Annotated in this window: 15 protein-coding genes; 6 read left to right on the forward strand and 9 right to left on the reverse strand. The window is 62.7% G+C overall.

Going from position 1 to position 15,318, the window contains the following annotated elements; genetic code table 11:
• Positions 1-99 precede the first annotated feature (99 nt).
• Positions 100-1,269 carry a branched-chain amino acid ABC transporter substrate-binding protein gene (locus LDZ26_RS23440; protein ID WP_370650776.1) on the forward strand — a complete coding sequence of 390 codons (1,170 nt, stop codon included), beginning with the start codon at positions 100-102 and terminating at the stop codon, positions 1,267-1,269.
• Between the two features lie 65 nt (positions 1,270-1,334).
• On the opposite strand, the gene LDZ26_RS23445 is transcribed toward LDZ26_RS23440, so the two are convergent.
• From LDZ26_RS23445 to LDZ26_RS23480, 9 genes are all read right to left on the reverse strand, one after another.
• Entirely contained in the window at positions 1,335-3,056 is a 1,722-nt protein-coding gene (locus LDZ26_RS23445) for a dihydroxyacetone kinase family protein (protein ID WP_244851691.1), read from the reverse strand.
• Positions 3,057-3,245: 189 nt separating this feature from the next.
• Positions 3,246-3,899, reverse strand: a complete 654-nt coding sequence (locus tag LDZ26_RS23450; protein WP_244851692.1) for a 2-hydroxychromene-2-carboxylate isomerase — start codon at positions 3,897-3,899, stop codon at positions 3,246-3,248.
• 60 nt (positions 3,900-3,959) lie between these two features.
• Entirely contained in the window at positions 3,960-4,175 is a 216-nt protein-coding gene (locus LDZ26_RS25710; protein WP_370650777.1) for a flagellar biosynthesis anti-sigma factor FlgM, read from the reverse strand.
• Positions 4,176-4,629: 454 nt separating this feature from the next.
• Positions 4,630-4,836 carry a Tar ligand binding domain-containing protein gene (locus LDZ26_RS23455; protein ID WP_244851693.1) on the reverse strand — a complete coding sequence of 69 codons (207 nt, stop codon included), beginning with the start codon at positions 4,834-4,836 and terminating at the stop codon, positions 4,630-4,632.
• Between the two features lie 553 nt (positions 4,837-5,389).
• Complete coding sequence (locus tag LDZ26_RS23460; RefSeq protein WP_244851694.1) at positions 5,390-5,665, reverse strand: hypothetical protein; 276 nt, start codon at positions 5,663-5,665, stop codon at positions 5,390-5,392.
• 130 nt (positions 5,666-5,795) lie between these two features.
• Positions 5,796-6,953, reverse strand: coding sequence for an acetylornithine deacetylase (gene argE / locus LDZ26_RS23465; RefSeq protein WP_244851695.1), 1,158 nt, complete (start codon positions 6,951-6,953; stop codon positions 5,796-5,798).
• Positions 6,946-7,623 (reverse strand): DUF1028 domain-containing protein, encoded by a 678-nt coding sequence (locus LDZ26_RS23470; RefSeq protein ID WP_244851696.1) that lies wholly within the window; start codon positions 7,621-7,623, stop codon positions 6,946-6,948. Before LDZ26_RS23470 ends, argE begins: the two co-directional genes overlap by 8 nt.
• Before the next feature lie 10 nt (positions 7,624-7,633).
• Positions 7,634-8,068, reverse strand: a complete 435-nt coding sequence (locus LDZ26_RS23475) for a RidA family protein (protein WP_175943322.1) — start codon at positions 8,066-8,068, stop codon at positions 7,634-7,636.
• A 17-nt stretch (positions 8,069-8,085) separates the two neighbouring features.
• Entirely contained in the window at positions 8,086-9,393 is a 1,308-nt protein-coding gene (locus LDZ26_RS23480; protein ID WP_244851697.1) for an NAD(P)/FAD-dependent oxidoreductase, read from the reverse strand.
• 176 nt (positions 9,394-9,569) lie between these two features.
• Between LDZ26_RS23480 and LDZ26_RS23485 the strand changes: the two genes are divergently transcribed.
• The 5 genes from LDZ26_RS23485 (at position 9,570) to LDZ26_RS23505 (ending at position 15,311) form a co-directional block, all read left to right on the forward strand.
• Positions 9,570-10,496 (forward strand): LysR family transcriptional regulator, encoded by a 927-nt coding sequence (locus LDZ26_RS23485; protein ID WP_175943326.1) that lies wholly within the window; start codon positions 9,570-9,572, stop codon positions 10,494-10,496.
• Positions 10,497-10,637: 141 nt separating this feature from the next.
• Positions 10,638-11,768 (forward strand): SRPBCC family protein, encoded by a 1,131-nt coding sequence (locus LDZ26_RS23490; RefSeq protein ID WP_244851698.1) that lies wholly within the window; start codon positions 10,638-10,640, stop codon positions 11,766-11,768.
• 21 nt (positions 11,769-11,789) lie between these two features.
• A complete protein-coding gene (locus LDZ26_RS23495) occupies positions 11,790-12,971 on the forward strand; it encodes an ABC transporter ATP-binding protein (RefSeq protein ID WP_244851699.1) in 1,182 nt (393 codons plus the stop codon).
• A gap of 1 nt (position 12,972) precedes the next feature.
• Positions 12,973-14,019, forward strand: coding sequence for an ABC transporter substrate-binding protein (locus tag LDZ26_RS23500; protein ID WP_244851700.1), 1,047 nt, complete (start codon positions 12,973-12,975; stop codon positions 14,017-14,019).
• Between the two features lie 38 nt (positions 14,020-14,057).
• Entirely contained in the window at positions 14,058-15,311 is a 1,254-nt protein-coding gene (locus LDZ26_RS23505) for an ABC transporter permease (protein WP_244851701.1), read from the forward strand.
• Positions 15,312-15,318 lie beyond the last annotated feature (7 nt).

Raw genomic sequence — 15,318 nt, forward strand, 5'->3', positions numbered from 1 at the left:
GATCTTCGGCTTCGTATATTTGTGCGCGCCGCTGGGACGGCGCCGATGAGAAGCCAACAAAGAACACCAACACTACGACACACGATCAAACCAAAGAGGATGCCTGAGACAATGAAAGTCGCCACTTCGTACGTATCCGCCGCGCTGCTTGCGTGCTCCACTTTTGCCGGCGCATCGTATGCGCTCGCTGCGTCCGCATCGCCGCAGAACGTCCAGATCGGCTTCGCGGCGCCGCTTACCGGCGGCCAGGCGCACTACGGCGCGGATTTCCGAAGCGGCGTCGAACTCGCGATTGCAGACATGAATGCGACGAAACCGGTCATCGGAGGGCAGCCCGTGCAGTTCGTGCTCAACGCACAGGACGATCAGGCCGATCCGCGCACGGGCACCACGGTCGCTCAGAAGCTCGTGGACGATGGCGTGGTCGCTGTCATCGGCCACTACAACTCCGGCACCAGCATTCCCGCCGCGCCCATCTATGCGAAAGCGGGCATCCCCGAAGTCGCGATGGCAACGGCGCCCTCGTACACGCGGCTCGGCTTGCCGACCACCTTTCGCCTGCTGACATCCGATACACAACTCGGCAGCGTGCTCGGCGAATACGTCGCGAAGGGCCTCAAGTTCAAGCGGCTCGCCATCGTCGATGACCGCACCGCGTACGGTCAGGGCGTCGCCGAAGAGTTCGCGAAGGCAGCGAAAGCGGCGGGCGCGACTATCGTTGATCAGGAGTACACAACAGACAAGGCCGTCGATTTCCGCGCGATTCTCACGAAGATCAAGTCCGCCGATGTGGATGCGGTCTTCTACGGCGGCGCCGATACGCAAGCCGCGCCGATGCTCAAGCAAATGCGTTCGCTCGCGATCAAGGCGGTGTTGATCGGCCCGGACATGCTTCAGTCCGAGAACCTGATCAAGATCGCAGGCGGCGCGGCTGAAGGCACGCTGGCGGCATCGGAAGGAAGTCCGCTTGCGCAGATGCCGGGCGGCCACGCATTCGCCGAGCACTACAAGGCGCACTTCAGCAAGCCGGTGGAACTGTACGCGCCCTATGCGTACGACGGCACCATGGCTGTTTTCAACGCGATGAAGAAAGCGGATTCCACCGATCCGCGCGTGTTCCTCACCGCTCTCAAAAGCACGAACATGAAGGGCGTGACCACGAGCGAGCTGTCATACGACAATTACGGCGACCTGAAATACGGCGGCGTGACGGTCTATAAGGTCGCCAACGGCAAGTGGGTGCCGTTGCAAACCGTCGGCACGAAGTAACGCGAGCGCGGTGGCCGCGTGCTTGGATAAGCGCGGCCACCGTTGGGTGAATGTCAGTGGCGCGATCAGTCAATTGCGCGTTGACCACCACCGACATGCGGCAACAGCGCCGCGAGCCAGAGCGAGACGGCGACCGCGCCTGCGTCCGGCGAACCCACGGCGCGCGTGCCGAGATAGCTCGCGCGACCCGCTCGCGGCGTCATCTGCGCGGTGTTCTGCGCGCCCTGCTGCGCCGCCGACACTGCCAGTTCCCAAGCCTTATTCACGGGACTGCCGGAGTTCAGCGCCTCTTCATAGGCGGACACAGCGGGGAACAGCGCATCCAGCATCGTTCGATCGCCTGCTTTCGCGCCACCCAGATCGCTGATAGCCTCGACTGCCGCTCTGAAAGCGTGCGCCCAATCCAGCGCCGATGGGTCGCCGATGTCTGCCAAGTGCCGCGACGCGCGCATCAACGCGGTCGCATAGAACGGCCCGGAACTGCCCGCGATGGCGCGGCGCAGCGCCACGCTCAACGCCGCAAGCGCGCCTGCGGGCGTGTCGAGATCGCTTTCACGCACTTCGAGCAGGGCGTGCGCGGCGCGCTTCATGCTCGCGCCGAGGTCTCCATCGCCGGCGACGGAATCCAGTTCGGTAAGCGTCGGTTCGTTTGCGATCAAGGCATTCGCCACGGATTCAAGCGCCGCTTTTATGGCGCGCGTCCATTGACTCGGCTCGCCACGCACAGCTGCTGCGCTCGGGGACGGCTGCGAGGGAGTGTCGATGCGAATGTCGCGGTTGACCATGCCCGCACCGGGCCATGCACGCGCTTCGGTCGATGCATCGAGGAGGTTCAGCGTTGCGTCGTCGACCCGCAGCAGCGAGACGGAGCAGCCCGGCATGTCCAGCGCCGAGAGGAAGGTCCCGGCCCACGCGCGCTCGATTCGAATGCCGCGTGCAGCAAGATTCTCGTGAGCGGCTCGCAACACGACATCGAGTTCCATCTGCGGCGTGCCCCCGAGCCCGTTGACCAGCAACGCCACTCGCTCGCCGCTCGCGAGCGCCAGTTCATCCACGATGCTCGAAACAAGCAGGTCGCAAAGCGCATCGGCGGCCAGCATCGCGGTACGCTCGACGCCCTTCTCACCGTGGATGCCGAGTCCCAACTCGATCTCGTCATCGCCGAGCGTAAAGCCCGACTTTTCCGCGCCGGGGATCGTGCAGCCATCAAGCGCGACGCCCATCGTGCCGAGATTCGCCGCTGCAAGGCGCGCAACGGACGCCACTTCTTCGAGCGTCATTCCACGCGTGGCTGCGGCGCCCGTGACCTTGTGTACGAGCACGGTCCCTGCGATGCCGCGCCGACGATCGCGCGCCGTTTCATCGCGCAGCGAAACGTCGTCGGCCACGACGACGACCTCGACCGGGATCCCCTCGGCGCGCGCCAGCTCCGCAGCCAGGCCGAAGTTCAGGCGATCGCCCGTGTAATTCTTGACGATGAGTACCGCGCCGCGTGGACCGGCGGTGGCGCGAATCGCGGCGAGCACGGCGTCCGTGGGCGGCGACGTGAACACTTCGCCACAGACCGCGGCGCTCAGCATGCCCGCGCCGACGTAGCCGCCATGCGCGGGTTCGTGGCCGCTGCCGCCGCCCGATATCACCGACACCGGGCGGTCCGTGGCTTCGTTCTGCTCGCGCCGCACGAGCACGTTTTCAGCGCCGAGAATCGCGACGTGGGGCGCTTGCCGCGCGACCCCTTCGAGCATCTCACGCACGGCGTCATTTGGGCTGTTGATCAGTTTCTTCATGGATCTCTCAAGTGACAGTCGACGGTGGCTCACAGTTTGCCGCATCGGACGGTCTGTTGCTGGAAACGGCAACCTCTTCCACGACAACGCGCCTTTCTCCGCCAATCCGCGCGGACGCGAATTTGTAAGTACATCGAACTACCCCGCGTATGTCAGAGGCCGCCGATGAGAGTTCACATCCATGCTCGATCAGCGCCTCACTCCGACCTCGGTTCGCGCCGCCGCCGCATAGGCCGGTTCATCGAAAAGCGTCGGCCGCGAATAGAAGTCCTCGGCCCAGTCGACGGCATCGCTTCCCCAGAACAGCCGATCTCGCAACACCAGCGTCGGCACGCCGAAGACGCCGAGGTCGATCGCGCGTTGCGTGTTGTCCTTGAGTTGCCGTTTGACATCCGCCGAGCCGATGCGCTCTTGCGCATCGTCGACACCGAGTCGCTCGGCCAACGCTTGGAATTCGACTTCGGGATCACGCCCGTGCGCGAAAACGAAGTCGAGCGCTTCACCGACATCGGCCGTGCGCGCGCCCAATGACACGAGCAGGCGCTGTGCGGCAAGAGGATTGAACGGATGACGCGGCGGCATCGAGAAAGGCACGCCGTGGCGGCCGGCAAGCCAGACGCAGAATTGATACGTGTGAATGCGCTTGGGCGCAATCTCGGCCGGCCCGAGCGTTCCCCAGTGCTTGAGGAGCGCAGCGAAGAGAATCGGCACCGGCTGAATGTCCAGACGATCCCGCAATGCCTCGATGCGGTGAAAAGCCAGATAGGAAAACGGAGATACGACGTCGAAAAACCACTCGGCCTTTTCCATGCTCGCGCTTACCCGTCCGTCGAATGACGTCATTATCGCCGGATCGGGATGACCCTGCTATCCGCACATTCCCGGCGCTCTCGCAAGCCTTGCTCAGCGCGATGCCGTCGACAGGCGATGTCTTATGCTGCTTAACATTCGGTTAGCTACAGCCGCGGAATCGATCTTATAGGCACCGACTTTCAGTAGCATCTTGATGAACCCGACCTTGGCTGTATTGACGTCCGAAGGCCTGGCGCTACTGTCGTTCGGTGAACACGGATCATTGATTCGATCCGGCTTGTCTGCGCTGTGGTTCGTACGTTTCATTATGGTTTGGTCTCTCACTGGCTTGTGCTTTCCTTAACGGTGCCTGCGTCGAAAGCTTTACCGTGCGAGGACGCTTTGGTGTCGTAACGCCACGCGATCGCCTGATCAGTTCTCAGTTTTGGGCGGGTCCGAGGTCTCGTCGTTGGCGAGGCCCAAGGCCCAGCGCAAATCACGCACGAATTCGAGGGAGACAAGAGTCCACTCGTCGCTACCGGGGCGGCAGTCGCGGGGATTCCTTCGCCCGCGAGCCCGGCGAATGACTTCGATGCTGAGGCTCAACGCACGTGCCTCGTCTCTTAGCGAGTCGTCGTCGAAAGCAGAGTGGTGGTCTACGGTATCCATAACGTGTTGTCACGCGGTTGAGAGATGTGGCGGTTCGTGGGACGTGCGGATCAGCGTTTCTGCGCCGCTTCGCAAGTCGTCGAGCGCACCGCCATTCGATCGCGTAAGTCCATTAATCGAGCGACAGCCGTGCCCGCGCGGTCATATGGCTCGATATGCCGACTGCGTTGACGGCTGAGAGCGAATTCTCGGCGATGTCTCTCGCCGATGCATCGATCGCGCTGATGCCGTGCAGCCCGAAGCCTACCGAAAAGGTCAGCAACAAACCGAGGAATGCCATGGCGAGGGCAAGCCGCGCCCGAATCGAGAGGTTTTGCATCGTGCCGTGGTTGTGACGCGTGAGAAATGCGATAAGGCAGTCGCGCGTGCTGCCGCTATTCGAATATGAACGTCAATGCTTATCGGCAGCGCGGTCGGACAATTGAGTTGATGTGCTCGCGCCACTCGTCATTGCACTGCTCGAAAGGTAGGAGTGACCGATGGGACGCTGGCTTGGCCGCGCCGCGCAGCGTGAGAGTCGGCAGGTTAGGCTGCGCACTCGACTCAAGTTATTTCGCCGCTCACCGTTAACGCTTCCGACTGCGGCGTTTGCCGAGGCCACGAACGACATGCGTCGCGCGGCAACGCGTCGTCGATAGAGCGGGCTGCGTGGCGGGGTATGAACGGCTGTTAAGAGGCGGAGAAAGCAGCGTTGCATTGCGCTGCAGCGTGCGGGATTCCGCGTCGGCATCGAAGACGTCGGGACTCTGCAGCATCGGTAGCACCGACAGCGTTGGCGTGTGGGTTCGGGCGATGGCAGGCGCCGCTTTGCATCTGGCGCTGCACATCGCTCACACGCAGTAAGGACCCCTTGCGGGGCAAACCCCGGATCGTTATTGCGGGGACCTTGCGGCCTGCGCGTTGGATTGATCCTGCGCCGCGTTCTGCGCCTGCGTGCGAGCAGCCGCATCCTCCTTGGCTTTCTTGTTCGCCATGTGTCGGCCGACAAGACAACCGCCGGCCGCACCCAGCACCGCATGGCCCTTTCCTACGAAATGTCCGCCGACACCACCTACCGCTGCGCCCTTCAGGCATCCTGCGGCTTGCGCCTGGCCTACGGTTGCCGCAGCAAGGACAGCGGCGACGAACATCGATGCTTTCAATTTCATAGTGTCTTTTCGTACCCGGTAGTGAGTGATCGCGTATGCGACGCGAGGCTGCGCAGAGCCCCGGCGTTCACGCCCGCAGGCACGAAGCAAGACACGGACCCGCATACCGCCTCCATCCACCGAGCCGCTTTTAGTTCGAGAGGTAGTCGGCAAGGCGAAGCAGCATGGCATCGCAGTCGCGCAATTGCTCCACCGTGACGAACTCGTCGGGCTTATGCCCCTGGTCCATGCTGCCGGGCCCGCAAACGACGGTTGGAATGCCGGCCTGCTCGAAGAGGCCGCCTTCCGTGCCGAACGCGACCGTGCCGAATTCGGTCGATCCGGCGATCAGCGCAAGAAGCCGCGCGGCTTCGCTGTCGGGCGGCGTGGCGAGACCCGGGTAAGCCGACAACGGCTGCAAACTGATACCGGTATCGGGCTTGACCGCGCGCATCTTCGGCAGCAGCGTGGACTCGGCGTAGCTTTGCAGGCGTTGCGCGACCTCGTTCGCATCGAAGCCGGGCAAGGCGCGCACTTCGAAGTCGAAATCGCATTCGGCCGGCACGATGTTGAGCGCGCGACCGCCCTTGATGACGCCGGTCTGCACTGTCGAGTAAGGCGGATCGAACCGTTCGTCGCGATGCTCGGGCCGCGCGAGTTCTTCGCCGATCTCGTCGAGGTGATTGATCAGGCGCGCCGCGTATTGAATGGCGTTGACGCCATACGGCGCGTACGCCGAATGGCACGGCGCGCCCTTCACGCAGCAGCGCATGGCGAGCTTGCCCTTGTGTCCGAGCACGGGCTTGAGTTCCGTCGGCTCGCCGATGAGACACAGCACCGGCTTGTGTTCCCGATGCGCGAGTTGCGCGAGCATCGGACGCACGCCCAGGCATCCGATTTCTTCGTCATATGAAAAGGCCAGATGCACGGGCATCTTCAGATCGCGTTCGATGAACGTCGGCACCGCTGCCAACACCGACGCGAGATAGCCCTTCATGTCCGCCGTGCCGCGTCCATAAAGCCGCCCTTCTCTCTCGACGAGTTGGAACGGATCGACGCTCCATGCCTGCCCATCGACGGGCACGACATCCGTATGTCCCGACAACGCAATGCCGCCGCGATCGCGCGGGCCGATGGTGGCAAAGAGACTCGCCTTGGTGCGCTCGTCGTTATGAAAGAGCTCGCATTCGACGCCATGCTGCGCAAGGTAATCATGAACGAACTCGATCAGCGCGAGATTCGAATCTCGGCTGACGGTCGCGAAGCCGATCAGCTTTTCGAGTAGCGCGCGGCTTCGCATCTCATTCATCGCCCGGCACTCCATAGCTCGGCGCGGCGGTCGGATTTAGTGCACGCGTCACGTAGTCGTTCATCTGCGGCGCGTAGGCGGTCCACAAGTCGCGGAGCTTGCCGATCGGGTCGTCGTCGGCCCAGTCCACGCGCAAATCGACGAGCGGCCAGCTCAGATCGCTCACGACTTTCAGCGCGGCCGAATGAACGGGGCCTGCCTCGCCGCCTGCCGCCATGGCCGCTTGCATGGCCGCCAGCAAGCGATCCGCTAGCAGGCCGTCGGCTTGCGCGAATGCGGGCGGCATCGCTTCGATGACATGCGTGCCGGCCAGCATGTTGCCCGCCGCGACGCACTGATCGCCCGCGACTGCGTGATGCGTGCCGAGCGCTTCCTTGCCGCTGAAAAATGCGGTGCGTCCTTGCGCGTCGATGACCGTAACCTGCCGATACTCGCGCCATTCATTCGCATCGAGCGCCTGTTGCAGGGCCTGCGCTGGCGCGAGCCGCTTATCGGCCAGAAGATCGAGAATCTGCGGCCCGAGCGCGGGCAGGGTGACGTTTTGCGTCGCCACGGCACCGACGCCCGCGCGCAGCCACGGACAACGCGCGCCGACCGCGATGCTCGACGAACTGACGGCAATGCCGAGCTGCCCCGTTTTGTCACACCGACCGACGATAGAGAAAGTCATTAGGTGTCCTTTACGCCTCGGGTGTCCATCCATCGGGGATCACGGCGATCACGTCGATCTCCATGAGCCATTGCGGCTGACCCAACGCGACGACGGTCAGCCCCGTCGAAATGGGAAACACGCCCTTGAGCCACTTGCCGACTTCCCTGTACACCGGCTCGCGATACCGCACGTCTGTCAGGTACGTCGTCGTCTTGACGATGTGCGAGAGGTCGCTGCCCGCTTCTTCGAGCAACTGCTTCACGTTCTTCATCGCCTGTTCGGCCTGCGCGCGCGCGTCGCCCAAGCCGACGAGGTTGCCTTCGAAATCCGTGCCCACCTGGCCGCGAACATAGACGGTATTGCCCGCGCGCACGGCCTGGCAGAGATCGTTGTCGAGTGTCTGATTCGGATACGTATCCTTCGTGTTGAACATGCGGATACGCGTATGCGTCGGTTGGCTCATCGATTCACCTGATTGGTTCAGTTGGCTTGCACGCTTTCTTCGCTGTGAGGCTTGGGCGCGTGGTCATGCGGCGAGTCGTAATACGCCTGATATTTGCGTTGCGTGACGATGTGATCCGCGACGTGTTTCGCGTCGTGCCACACGCCCCAGATAAATGCGGAGCCGCGTCGCGAGAGCCACGGCAAGCCGAGAAAATAAACACCCGGTTCCTTCGATACCCCTCGCTGGTGCTTCGGCTTGCCGTTCTCGTCGAAAGCATCGACTTGCAACCAGCTGAAGTCGGTGACATAGCCCGTCGCCCAGATGATCGAGCTTACGCCCGCTTGCGCGAGATCGAGTTCGAGCAGCGGATTTGTGACGCAATCCGGATCGGCCGGGATCATGCGCGCTTCCGGTTCAGCGGGAAGATCGAGGCCATTGCGAGCGGCGTACATGTCGGCGGCATCGAGCAGCGACAGATAGTTTTGATCGCCGCGTGCGATGTTTTCTGCGAGATCGTCGTTGAAGCGAGCCACGCCGTTCTCGAACGCTTTCGTCAGACCGACCAGCGTGATGCCCTGATGCGCGAGCCGGCGAAAGTCGACGGTTTGCCCGCCGCGAGCGCCGCTCACCGCAATGGTCACATGTTCGCGGCCCGGCTTCATGACTTCGGCGTCCCACTCGCCGAGCACGCCGAGCCACCAGCAGAAGTCGCGGCCGCGATAGGCGCGCGGCGGACGATCGTGCGCGCCCACCGACAGATACACGCGGCGCCCCGCACGCTGCAATTCATCGGCGATCTGCACGCCCGACGATCCCGCGCCCACGACCAGCACGCCGCCTGCGGGCAATTGCTGCGGATTGCGGTAATCGGCGGAATGAATTTGCGTGAGCGATGCGTCTTGCGGAGCGATAGGCGGAATCACGGGCTTCTGAAACGGCCCGGTCGCGACGACCACGCGCTTCGCTTCGATCACGCCATCGGACGTCTCGACGGTAAAACCCGGACGCCCCGTGTTGCGCACGACCTTCTTCACTTCGACGCCGGTGCGTATAGGCGCATCGAATTTCTTCGCATAGGCCACGAAATAGTCCGCGATTTCTTCTTTCGGCGGAAAGCCGTCGGGCGCCGTCTGCGCGTACTCGAGATTGGGAAAGCGATCGTGCCACGCAGGGCCGTTCGCCACGAGCGAGTCCCATCGACCCGTGCGCCAACGCTCCGCGATGCGCGCGCGTTCCAGCACGAGATGCGGCACGCCGTGCCGGCTCAGATGTTCGCTCATTGCGACGCCGGCCTGGCCTGCGCCGACCACGAGCGTGTCGATCGAAGTAGTTTCCGCTGTCATGGCTGTGTCCTTCCGAGAGGCTCGTATGGCCGTTCCTATGCCGACTGAATCTACGCGCCAAGACCGGATCAATAAAATATTTTCAAAAAATGCATAGCATGGGATTTACCTATGCAGCCATTTTTGTCCACCGCACAATGCAATGCAGTTCGGCTCGAAAATTTCTGATGGTCGCGATGGAAAGTCATCCGTTACGCTATTCGCTGCGGCAGTTGCGCTATTTCGTGGTCGCGGCAGAGGCCTTGTCTTTCACCGCGGCCGCGAGAAAGCTGCATATCTCGCAGCCGTCGATCTCCACCGCACTCGCGGACCTCGAAGTGTCCTTCGGGGTCCAGCTATTTATCCGGCATCACGCGAGCGGTTTGTCGCTGACGCAGGCCGGACGCGATCTCCTCGGACAAGCCCGCAATCTGCTGAAGATAGCCGAAGAATTGCAGATGGCCGCCAAGGAACTCGATGGCGGCATGACCGGTTCCATCGCGCTCGGCTGCCTCGTTTCGCTCGCGCCGCCGCTGATGCCGGGCCTCATCAGCCGCTTCACGGCCGATCATGCGGGCATCGCGTTTCGCACGGTCGAAGGCCACCAGGACGCCCTGCTGCGCGGACTGCACGACGGCTCGATCGACCTTGCGCTTACCTATAGCCTCGATCTGACCGAGGACATCGCGTTCACGCCGCTCTTGTCGTTGCCGCCTTATGCGATCCTGCCGCGCACGCATCGCCTAGCGCGCGCCCGCAAGATCTCGCTGGCCGATCTGCTGCCCGAGCCTTACGTCATGCTGGACCTGCCGCATAGCCGCGAATATTTCGCCGCGCTCTTCGATGCGGTCGGCAATCGGCCGGTGCCGGCGTTTCGCTCGTCGCAGCCGGAAGTGGTGCGAGGCATGGTGGCGAACGGCCTCGGCTATAGCCTGCTTAACTTCCCGCTCAAATCGAACCGCACCGTGGACGGCGAAGAGTTCGTCATTAAGCGTTTCAAAGACAACGTGAACGCGACGATGCTCGGCGTCGCGCAATCCCGCACCATGAAGCCGCGCCAGGTGGTGCACCGTTTCACCTCGTTCTGCGAGAACTACATACGGCGACTACGTATCGACACTTGATGCCTGCTGTATAGGAAAAAGCTTTGCCCTGTATCCGAAAACAATATTTTGACTGGCATATTGGCTTGATAGATTGAGTCCATGCCGAGTGCCTGCCAAGATAAAAGGCACTCCCGCTCACTGTACGAGGAGAGAATCGTCATGGCCCACCTGAACGAGCTGATGAACGCATTGCGCGATGGATGCGACCGCCCGTTCAGCGACGCCCATGCGATGCCGCCCGGCGTCTATACGTCGGCCGACTTTCTCGCGCTCGAAGAGGAGCGCATCTTTTCGCGCGAATGGCAATGCGTCGGGCGCGCGAGCGCGCTGAAAGCGCCGGGCGACTACCTCACCGCGCGCATCGCCGGACAGCCGGTGGTCGTCTTGCGCGACGAGCAGATGCAGCTCAAGGCGATGTCCAATGTGTGCCTGCATCGCATGTCGATCCTGCTCGAAGGACGCGGCAACGTGCGACGCATCGTGTGTCCTTATCACGCGTGGAATTATTCGCTCGATGGCGCGTTGAAAGGCGCGCCGCTGATGGACCGACAAGAAGGCTTCTGCAAGGAAAGCTACAAGCTGCCCGCCGTGCGCTGCGAAGAATGGCAAGGCTGGATCTACGTGACGCTCGATGCGAACGCGCCACCCGTCGGCAAACAGCTCGCGGAGTTGGACACGTTGATTCAGGCGTACGGCATGAGCGACTACATCGAAACGTTCTATGAAGAGCACGTGTGGGACACCAACTGGAAGATACTCGCCGAGAACTTCATGGAGAGCTATCACCTGCCGATGCTGCATCGCGCGACGGTAGGTCCTCACTCGCGGTTGGAAGAGATGGAATGTCCGCCGGGTCATGCGGCGTTCAACTATCACTGGATCACAAAGGAAGCCTCGTTGCCCATCGGTAACGCACACCCGGACAACACGCGCTTGTCGGGGCACTGGCGCAAGACGACTGCGCTGCTCGCCATCTATCCGACGCATCTCGTGACGTTGACGCCAGGCTACTTCTGGTATCTCGTGCTTCAACCGGAGGGTGTCGGCCGCGTGCATATCCGCTTCGGCGGCGGACTCGCGCCGGAATTCATCGCCGATCCTGAAGCCAACGCGCACATGGCAACGCTCAAGAAGCTGCTCGACGAAGTGAACGCCGAAGACAAGCGCGGCGTGCAAGCCGTGTTTCGCGGCGTGCATGCACCGTTGGCGAAGCCGGGACATCTGAGCCATCTCGAACGGCCCAACTATGACTTCGCGCGCTATCTCGCGGGCAAGCTGAACTCGCAGTAAGAACGACAGGACGCCATCACGATGTCGAACTCTTCCTTCATCTCATTCTCGGGCGTGAGCAAATCGTATGACGGCGCGAATTACGTCGTCGATGGCTTGAACCTCGACGTAAGCAAGGGGGAATTGCTGTCGCTGCTCGGGCCGTCCGGTTCGGGCAAGACGACCACGCTGATGATGCTCGCCGGTTTCGAATCGCCGACGCAGGGCGAGATCCGGCTCGATGGCAAGCGGCTCGACGACAAGCCGCCGCATCGGCGCGACATCGGCATGGTGTTCCAGAACTACGCGCTGTTTCCGCATCTGACGATTGCCGAGAACGTGGCGTTCCCGCTCTCGGTGCGGCGCGTGAGCCGTGCGGATCAGAAGACGCGCGTGAAGCGCGCGCTCGAGATGGTGGAATTGCCGCATCTGGCCAACAGGCGGCCGGCGCAGCTTTCGGGCGGGCAACAGCAGCGCGTCGCGCTCGCGCGCGCGCTCGTATTCGAGCCGAGCGTCGTGCTGATGGACGAACCGCTCGGCGCGCTAGACAAGCGTCTTCGCGAGACCATGCAGTATGAAATCATGCGGCTGCATCGAGAGTTAGCGCTGACCATCGTCTATGTGACGCACGATCAGGCCGAGGCGCTCACCATGTCCGACCGCGTCGCCGTGTTCTCCGATGGACGCATCCAGCAAGTGGCCACGCCGAGCGAACTCTACGAGAACGCGCAGAACGCGTTCGTCGCGAACTTCGTCGGCGAGAACAATGGCCTGACCGGACGCGTCATGACGTGCGACGACTCATGGGCGACCTTCGCGCTTTCCGACGGCAGCATCATTCGCGGCCGATGCGAGTCCGGACTGCGCGTCGGCGACGAAGCCATGCTGGCGCTGCGCCCAGAGCGCGCGCATATCCCGAGCGCGGAAGGCATGCATCTCAACGAGCACGACAATGTCGTGCGCGCCCGCGTGAACGAACTCGTGTATTGCGGCGATCATCATCGCGTGCATCTGACGCTCGGCTCGCGCGACGCGATCGTCGTGAAGGTGCCCAATACGCAGCGTCACGCGTTGCCGTCATCGGGCGACATGATCGATGTCGCGTGGCGTCACGACGACTGCAAGATTCTCGCAATGAGCGCCCCGCCTCGCGCGAGCGCAACCCCTTCTTCCACCTCGCCAACCCCTTCTCTCATCACGACCGCACCCGCAGGAGCCAACTGACATGCGCACTCAATTCAAAGCACAATGCGCCGCACTCGCCCTACTCGCCTTCGGCACCATGACATCGCAGGCGGCGGAAACGCTGCATGTGGTCACGTTCGGCGGCGCATTCGAAGCCGCGGCCAAGAAGGCGTGGATGGACCCGTTCACGCAGGCCACCGGCACGCAGTTCTCGCTCGAATCGTATGACGGCGGCCTCGCCAAGCTCTCCGCGATGGAGCAGGCCAAGAACACGACGTGGGACCTGATCGACCTCGAAACCAACGATGCGATCACCGGATGCGACGAAGGGCTGCTCAAGAAGTTCGACAAGAAGTCGCTCGGCAATACCAGCGACTTCATTCCCGGATCGCTCAGCGACTGCGCGGTCGCGAGCATGGTCTGGTCGACGGTCTATGCGTATGACACGAGCAAGCTGAAGAGCGCGCCTTCCTCCGTCAACGACTTCTTCGACACGCAGAAATTCCCCGGTAAGCGCGGCCTGCGCAAGTCGCCGAAGGTGACGCTGGAGTGGGCGCTGATCGCCGATGGCGTCGATCCCAAGGATGTGTACAAGGTGCTCGGCACGCCCGCGGGCGTCGATCGCGCGTTCAAGAAGCTCGACACCATCAAGAAGGACATCGTGTGGTGGGAGTCGGGCGCGCAGGCGCCGCAGCTGCTCGCCGATGGCGCTGTCGTGATGGTGCAAGCCTATAACGGCCGCATCGACGATGCTGTGAGAAAGGACCACAAGCCGTTCAAGTCCGTGTGGGACGCGCAGGTGTACGACTTCGAATGGTGGGCCATTCCGACCGGCGCGAAGAACGCCGACCTCGCCTCGAAGTTCATCGTGTCGCAGGCGCAGCCCAAGGCATCGGCCGATCTGTCGAAGTACATCGCCTATGCGCCGCCGCGCAAGGAAGCGGTCGCGCTCGTCGACAAGCAGCGTCTCGCCGACATGCCGACCGCGCCCGCGAACTTCAAGCGCGCCGTGCAGATCAACGCGAACTTCTGGGCCGACAACGCAGACGCCATCAACAAGCGCTTTCAGGTCTGGCTGACGCAATAAGCGGCCACGGCATACGAGAGGACCAAGCGAGGACGAACATGCCCGCATCGATTCACGCGACGACCGCCAGCTCGCACGCGAGCGCCGAAGGCCGCGCGTCGTACAACAAGGCGCAACGGCGCGCCTCGATGCGGGCGCTTCTGCTCGCGTTGCCGCTGATCGTATTTCTGTTGTCTACCTTTATCGCGCCCATTGCGCTGTTGCTCGCTCGCAGCGCGCAGAACCACGAAGTGCCGGACGGCATGCCCGCACTCGCGCGCGCATTGAACGCATGGGACGGTCAGGGCGTACCGGATGAACATACGTTCGCCCTGCTCGCATCCGGACTGAAGGAAGCGCAGGAAAGCGGTCAGCTCGGCACCATCGCACGGCGTCTCAACTTCGCGCAGCCCGAGTTCCGCAGCTTGTTGATGCGCACCGCCCGCAAGCTGCATGACGACACGCCCAAAGCATGGAAGCCCGCATTGATCGATATCGACGAACGCTGGAACTCGCCGGAAATCTGGCGTCTGCTCAAGCGTGCCGCTCAATCGCCGACGCCCGACTATCTGCTCGCCGCCGTCGATGCGCAGGTCACGCCGCAAGGCACGATCGCGTCGATGCCGGCGAATGCGTCCGTCTATCGCGAGGCCTTTACCCGCACGGTATCCATCAGCGCGACGGTCACGCTGCTGTGTCTCCTGCTCGGCTATCCGGTGGCCTGGCTGCTCGCCAATCTGCCCGCGAAGACCAGCAACCGGCTGATGCTCTTCGTGATCGTGCCGTTCTGGACGTCGCTGCTCGTGCGCACCACCGCGTGGTACGTGCTGCTGCAACCGGGCGGCGTCATCAACAGCGTGCTGTCGGGACTCGGACTCGCGACGCATCCGGTGCCGCTCATTTTCAATCGCGCGGGCGTGCTGATCGGCATGACACATGTGCTCTTGCCCTACATGATCCTCGCGATCTACTCGGTAATGAAAAGCGTGTCGCCCGTTTATATGCGCGCCGCCAAGTCGCTCGGCGCGCATCCGTTCACGGCTTTCGTTCGCGTGTATGTGCCGCAGACGCTGCCCGGCGTCGGCGCGGGATGCTTTCTCGTCTTCGTGCTCGCGCTCGGCTACTACATCACCCCCGCGCTGCTCGGCGGCGCCGGCGACGAGATGATCAGTCAGCTCATCGCCATTCAGACGAACACGCAACTGAACTGGGGGCTCGCGGGCGCGCTCTCGGCCTATCTCGTGATCTTCACGGCGGTGTTCTATTTCCTGTTCAACCGCATCGTCGGCATCGACCGGCTGCGCTTCGGTTGATTCGACC

Origin of the sequence: Caballeronia sp. SL2Y3, assembly GCF_022879575.1 — a bacterium.
GTDB lineage: Bacteria > Pseudomonadota > Gammaproteobacteria > Burkholderiales > Burkholderiaceae > Caballeronia.

What these genes read in the sequence shown, in the direction of transcription:
- LDZ26_RS23440 (WP_370650776.1), top strand. Translation starts at nt 100, where the DNA reads ATGCCTGAGACAATGAAAGTCGCCACTTCGTACGTATCCGCCGCGCTG.
- LDZ26_RS23445 (WP_244851691.1), bottom strand. Translation starts at nt 3,056, where the DNA reads ATGAAGAAACTGATCAACAGCCCAAATGACGCCGTGCGTGAGATGCTC.
- LDZ26_RS23450 (WP_244851692.1), bottom strand. Translation starts at nt 3,899, where the DNA reads ATGACGTCATTCGACGGACGGGTAAGCGCGAGCATGGAAAAGGCCGAG.
- LDZ26_RS25710 (WP_370650777.1), bottom strand. Translation starts at nt 4,175, where the DNA reads ATGAAACGTACGAACCACAGCGCAGACAAGCCGGATCGAATCAATGAT.
- LDZ26_RS23455 (WP_244851693.1), bottom strand. Translation starts at nt 4,836, where the DNA reads ATGCAAAACCTCTCGATTCGGGCGCGGCTTGCCCTCGCCATGGCATTC.
- LDZ26_RS23460 (WP_244851694.1), bottom strand. Translation starts at nt 5,665, where the DNA reads ATGAAATTGAAAGCATCGATGTTCGTCGCCGCTGTCCTTGCTGCGGCA.
- argE (WP_244851695.1), bottom strand. Translation starts at nt 6,953, where the DNA reads ATGAATGAGATGCGAAGCCGCGCGCTACTCGAAAAGCTGATCGGCTTC.
- LDZ26_RS23470 (WP_244851696.1), bottom strand. Translation starts at nt 7,623, where the DNA reads ATGACTTTCTCTATCGTCGGTCGGTGTGACAAAACGGGGCAGCTCGGC.
- LDZ26_RS23475 (WP_175943322.1), bottom strand. Translation starts at nt 8,068, where the DNA reads ATGAGCCAACCGACGCATACGCGTATCCGCATGTTCAACACGAAGGAT.
- LDZ26_RS23480 (WP_244851697.1), bottom strand. Translation starts at nt 9,393, where the DNA reads ATGACAGCGGAAACTACTTCGATCGACACGCTCGTGGTCGGCGCAGGC.
- LDZ26_RS23485 (WP_175943326.1), top strand. Translation starts at nt 9,570, where the DNA reads ATGGAAAGTCATCCGTTACGCTATTCGCTGCGGCAGTTGCGCTATTTC.
- LDZ26_RS23490 (WP_244851698.1), top strand. Translation starts at nt 10,638, where the DNA reads ATGGCCCACCTGAACGAGCTGATGAACGCATTGCGCGATGGATGCGAC.
- LDZ26_RS23495 (WP_244851699.1), top strand. Translation starts at nt 11,790, where the DNA reads ATGTCGAACTCTTCCTTCATCTCATTCTCGGGCGTGAGCAAATCGTAT.
- LDZ26_RS23500 (WP_244851700.1), top strand. Translation starts at nt 12,973, where the DNA reads ATGCGCACTCAATTCAAAGCACAATGCGCCGCACTCGCCCTACTCGCC.
- LDZ26_RS23505 (WP_244851701.1), top strand. Translation starts at nt 14,058, where the DNA reads ATGCCCGCATCGATTCACGCGACGACCGCCAGCTCGCACGCGAGCGCC.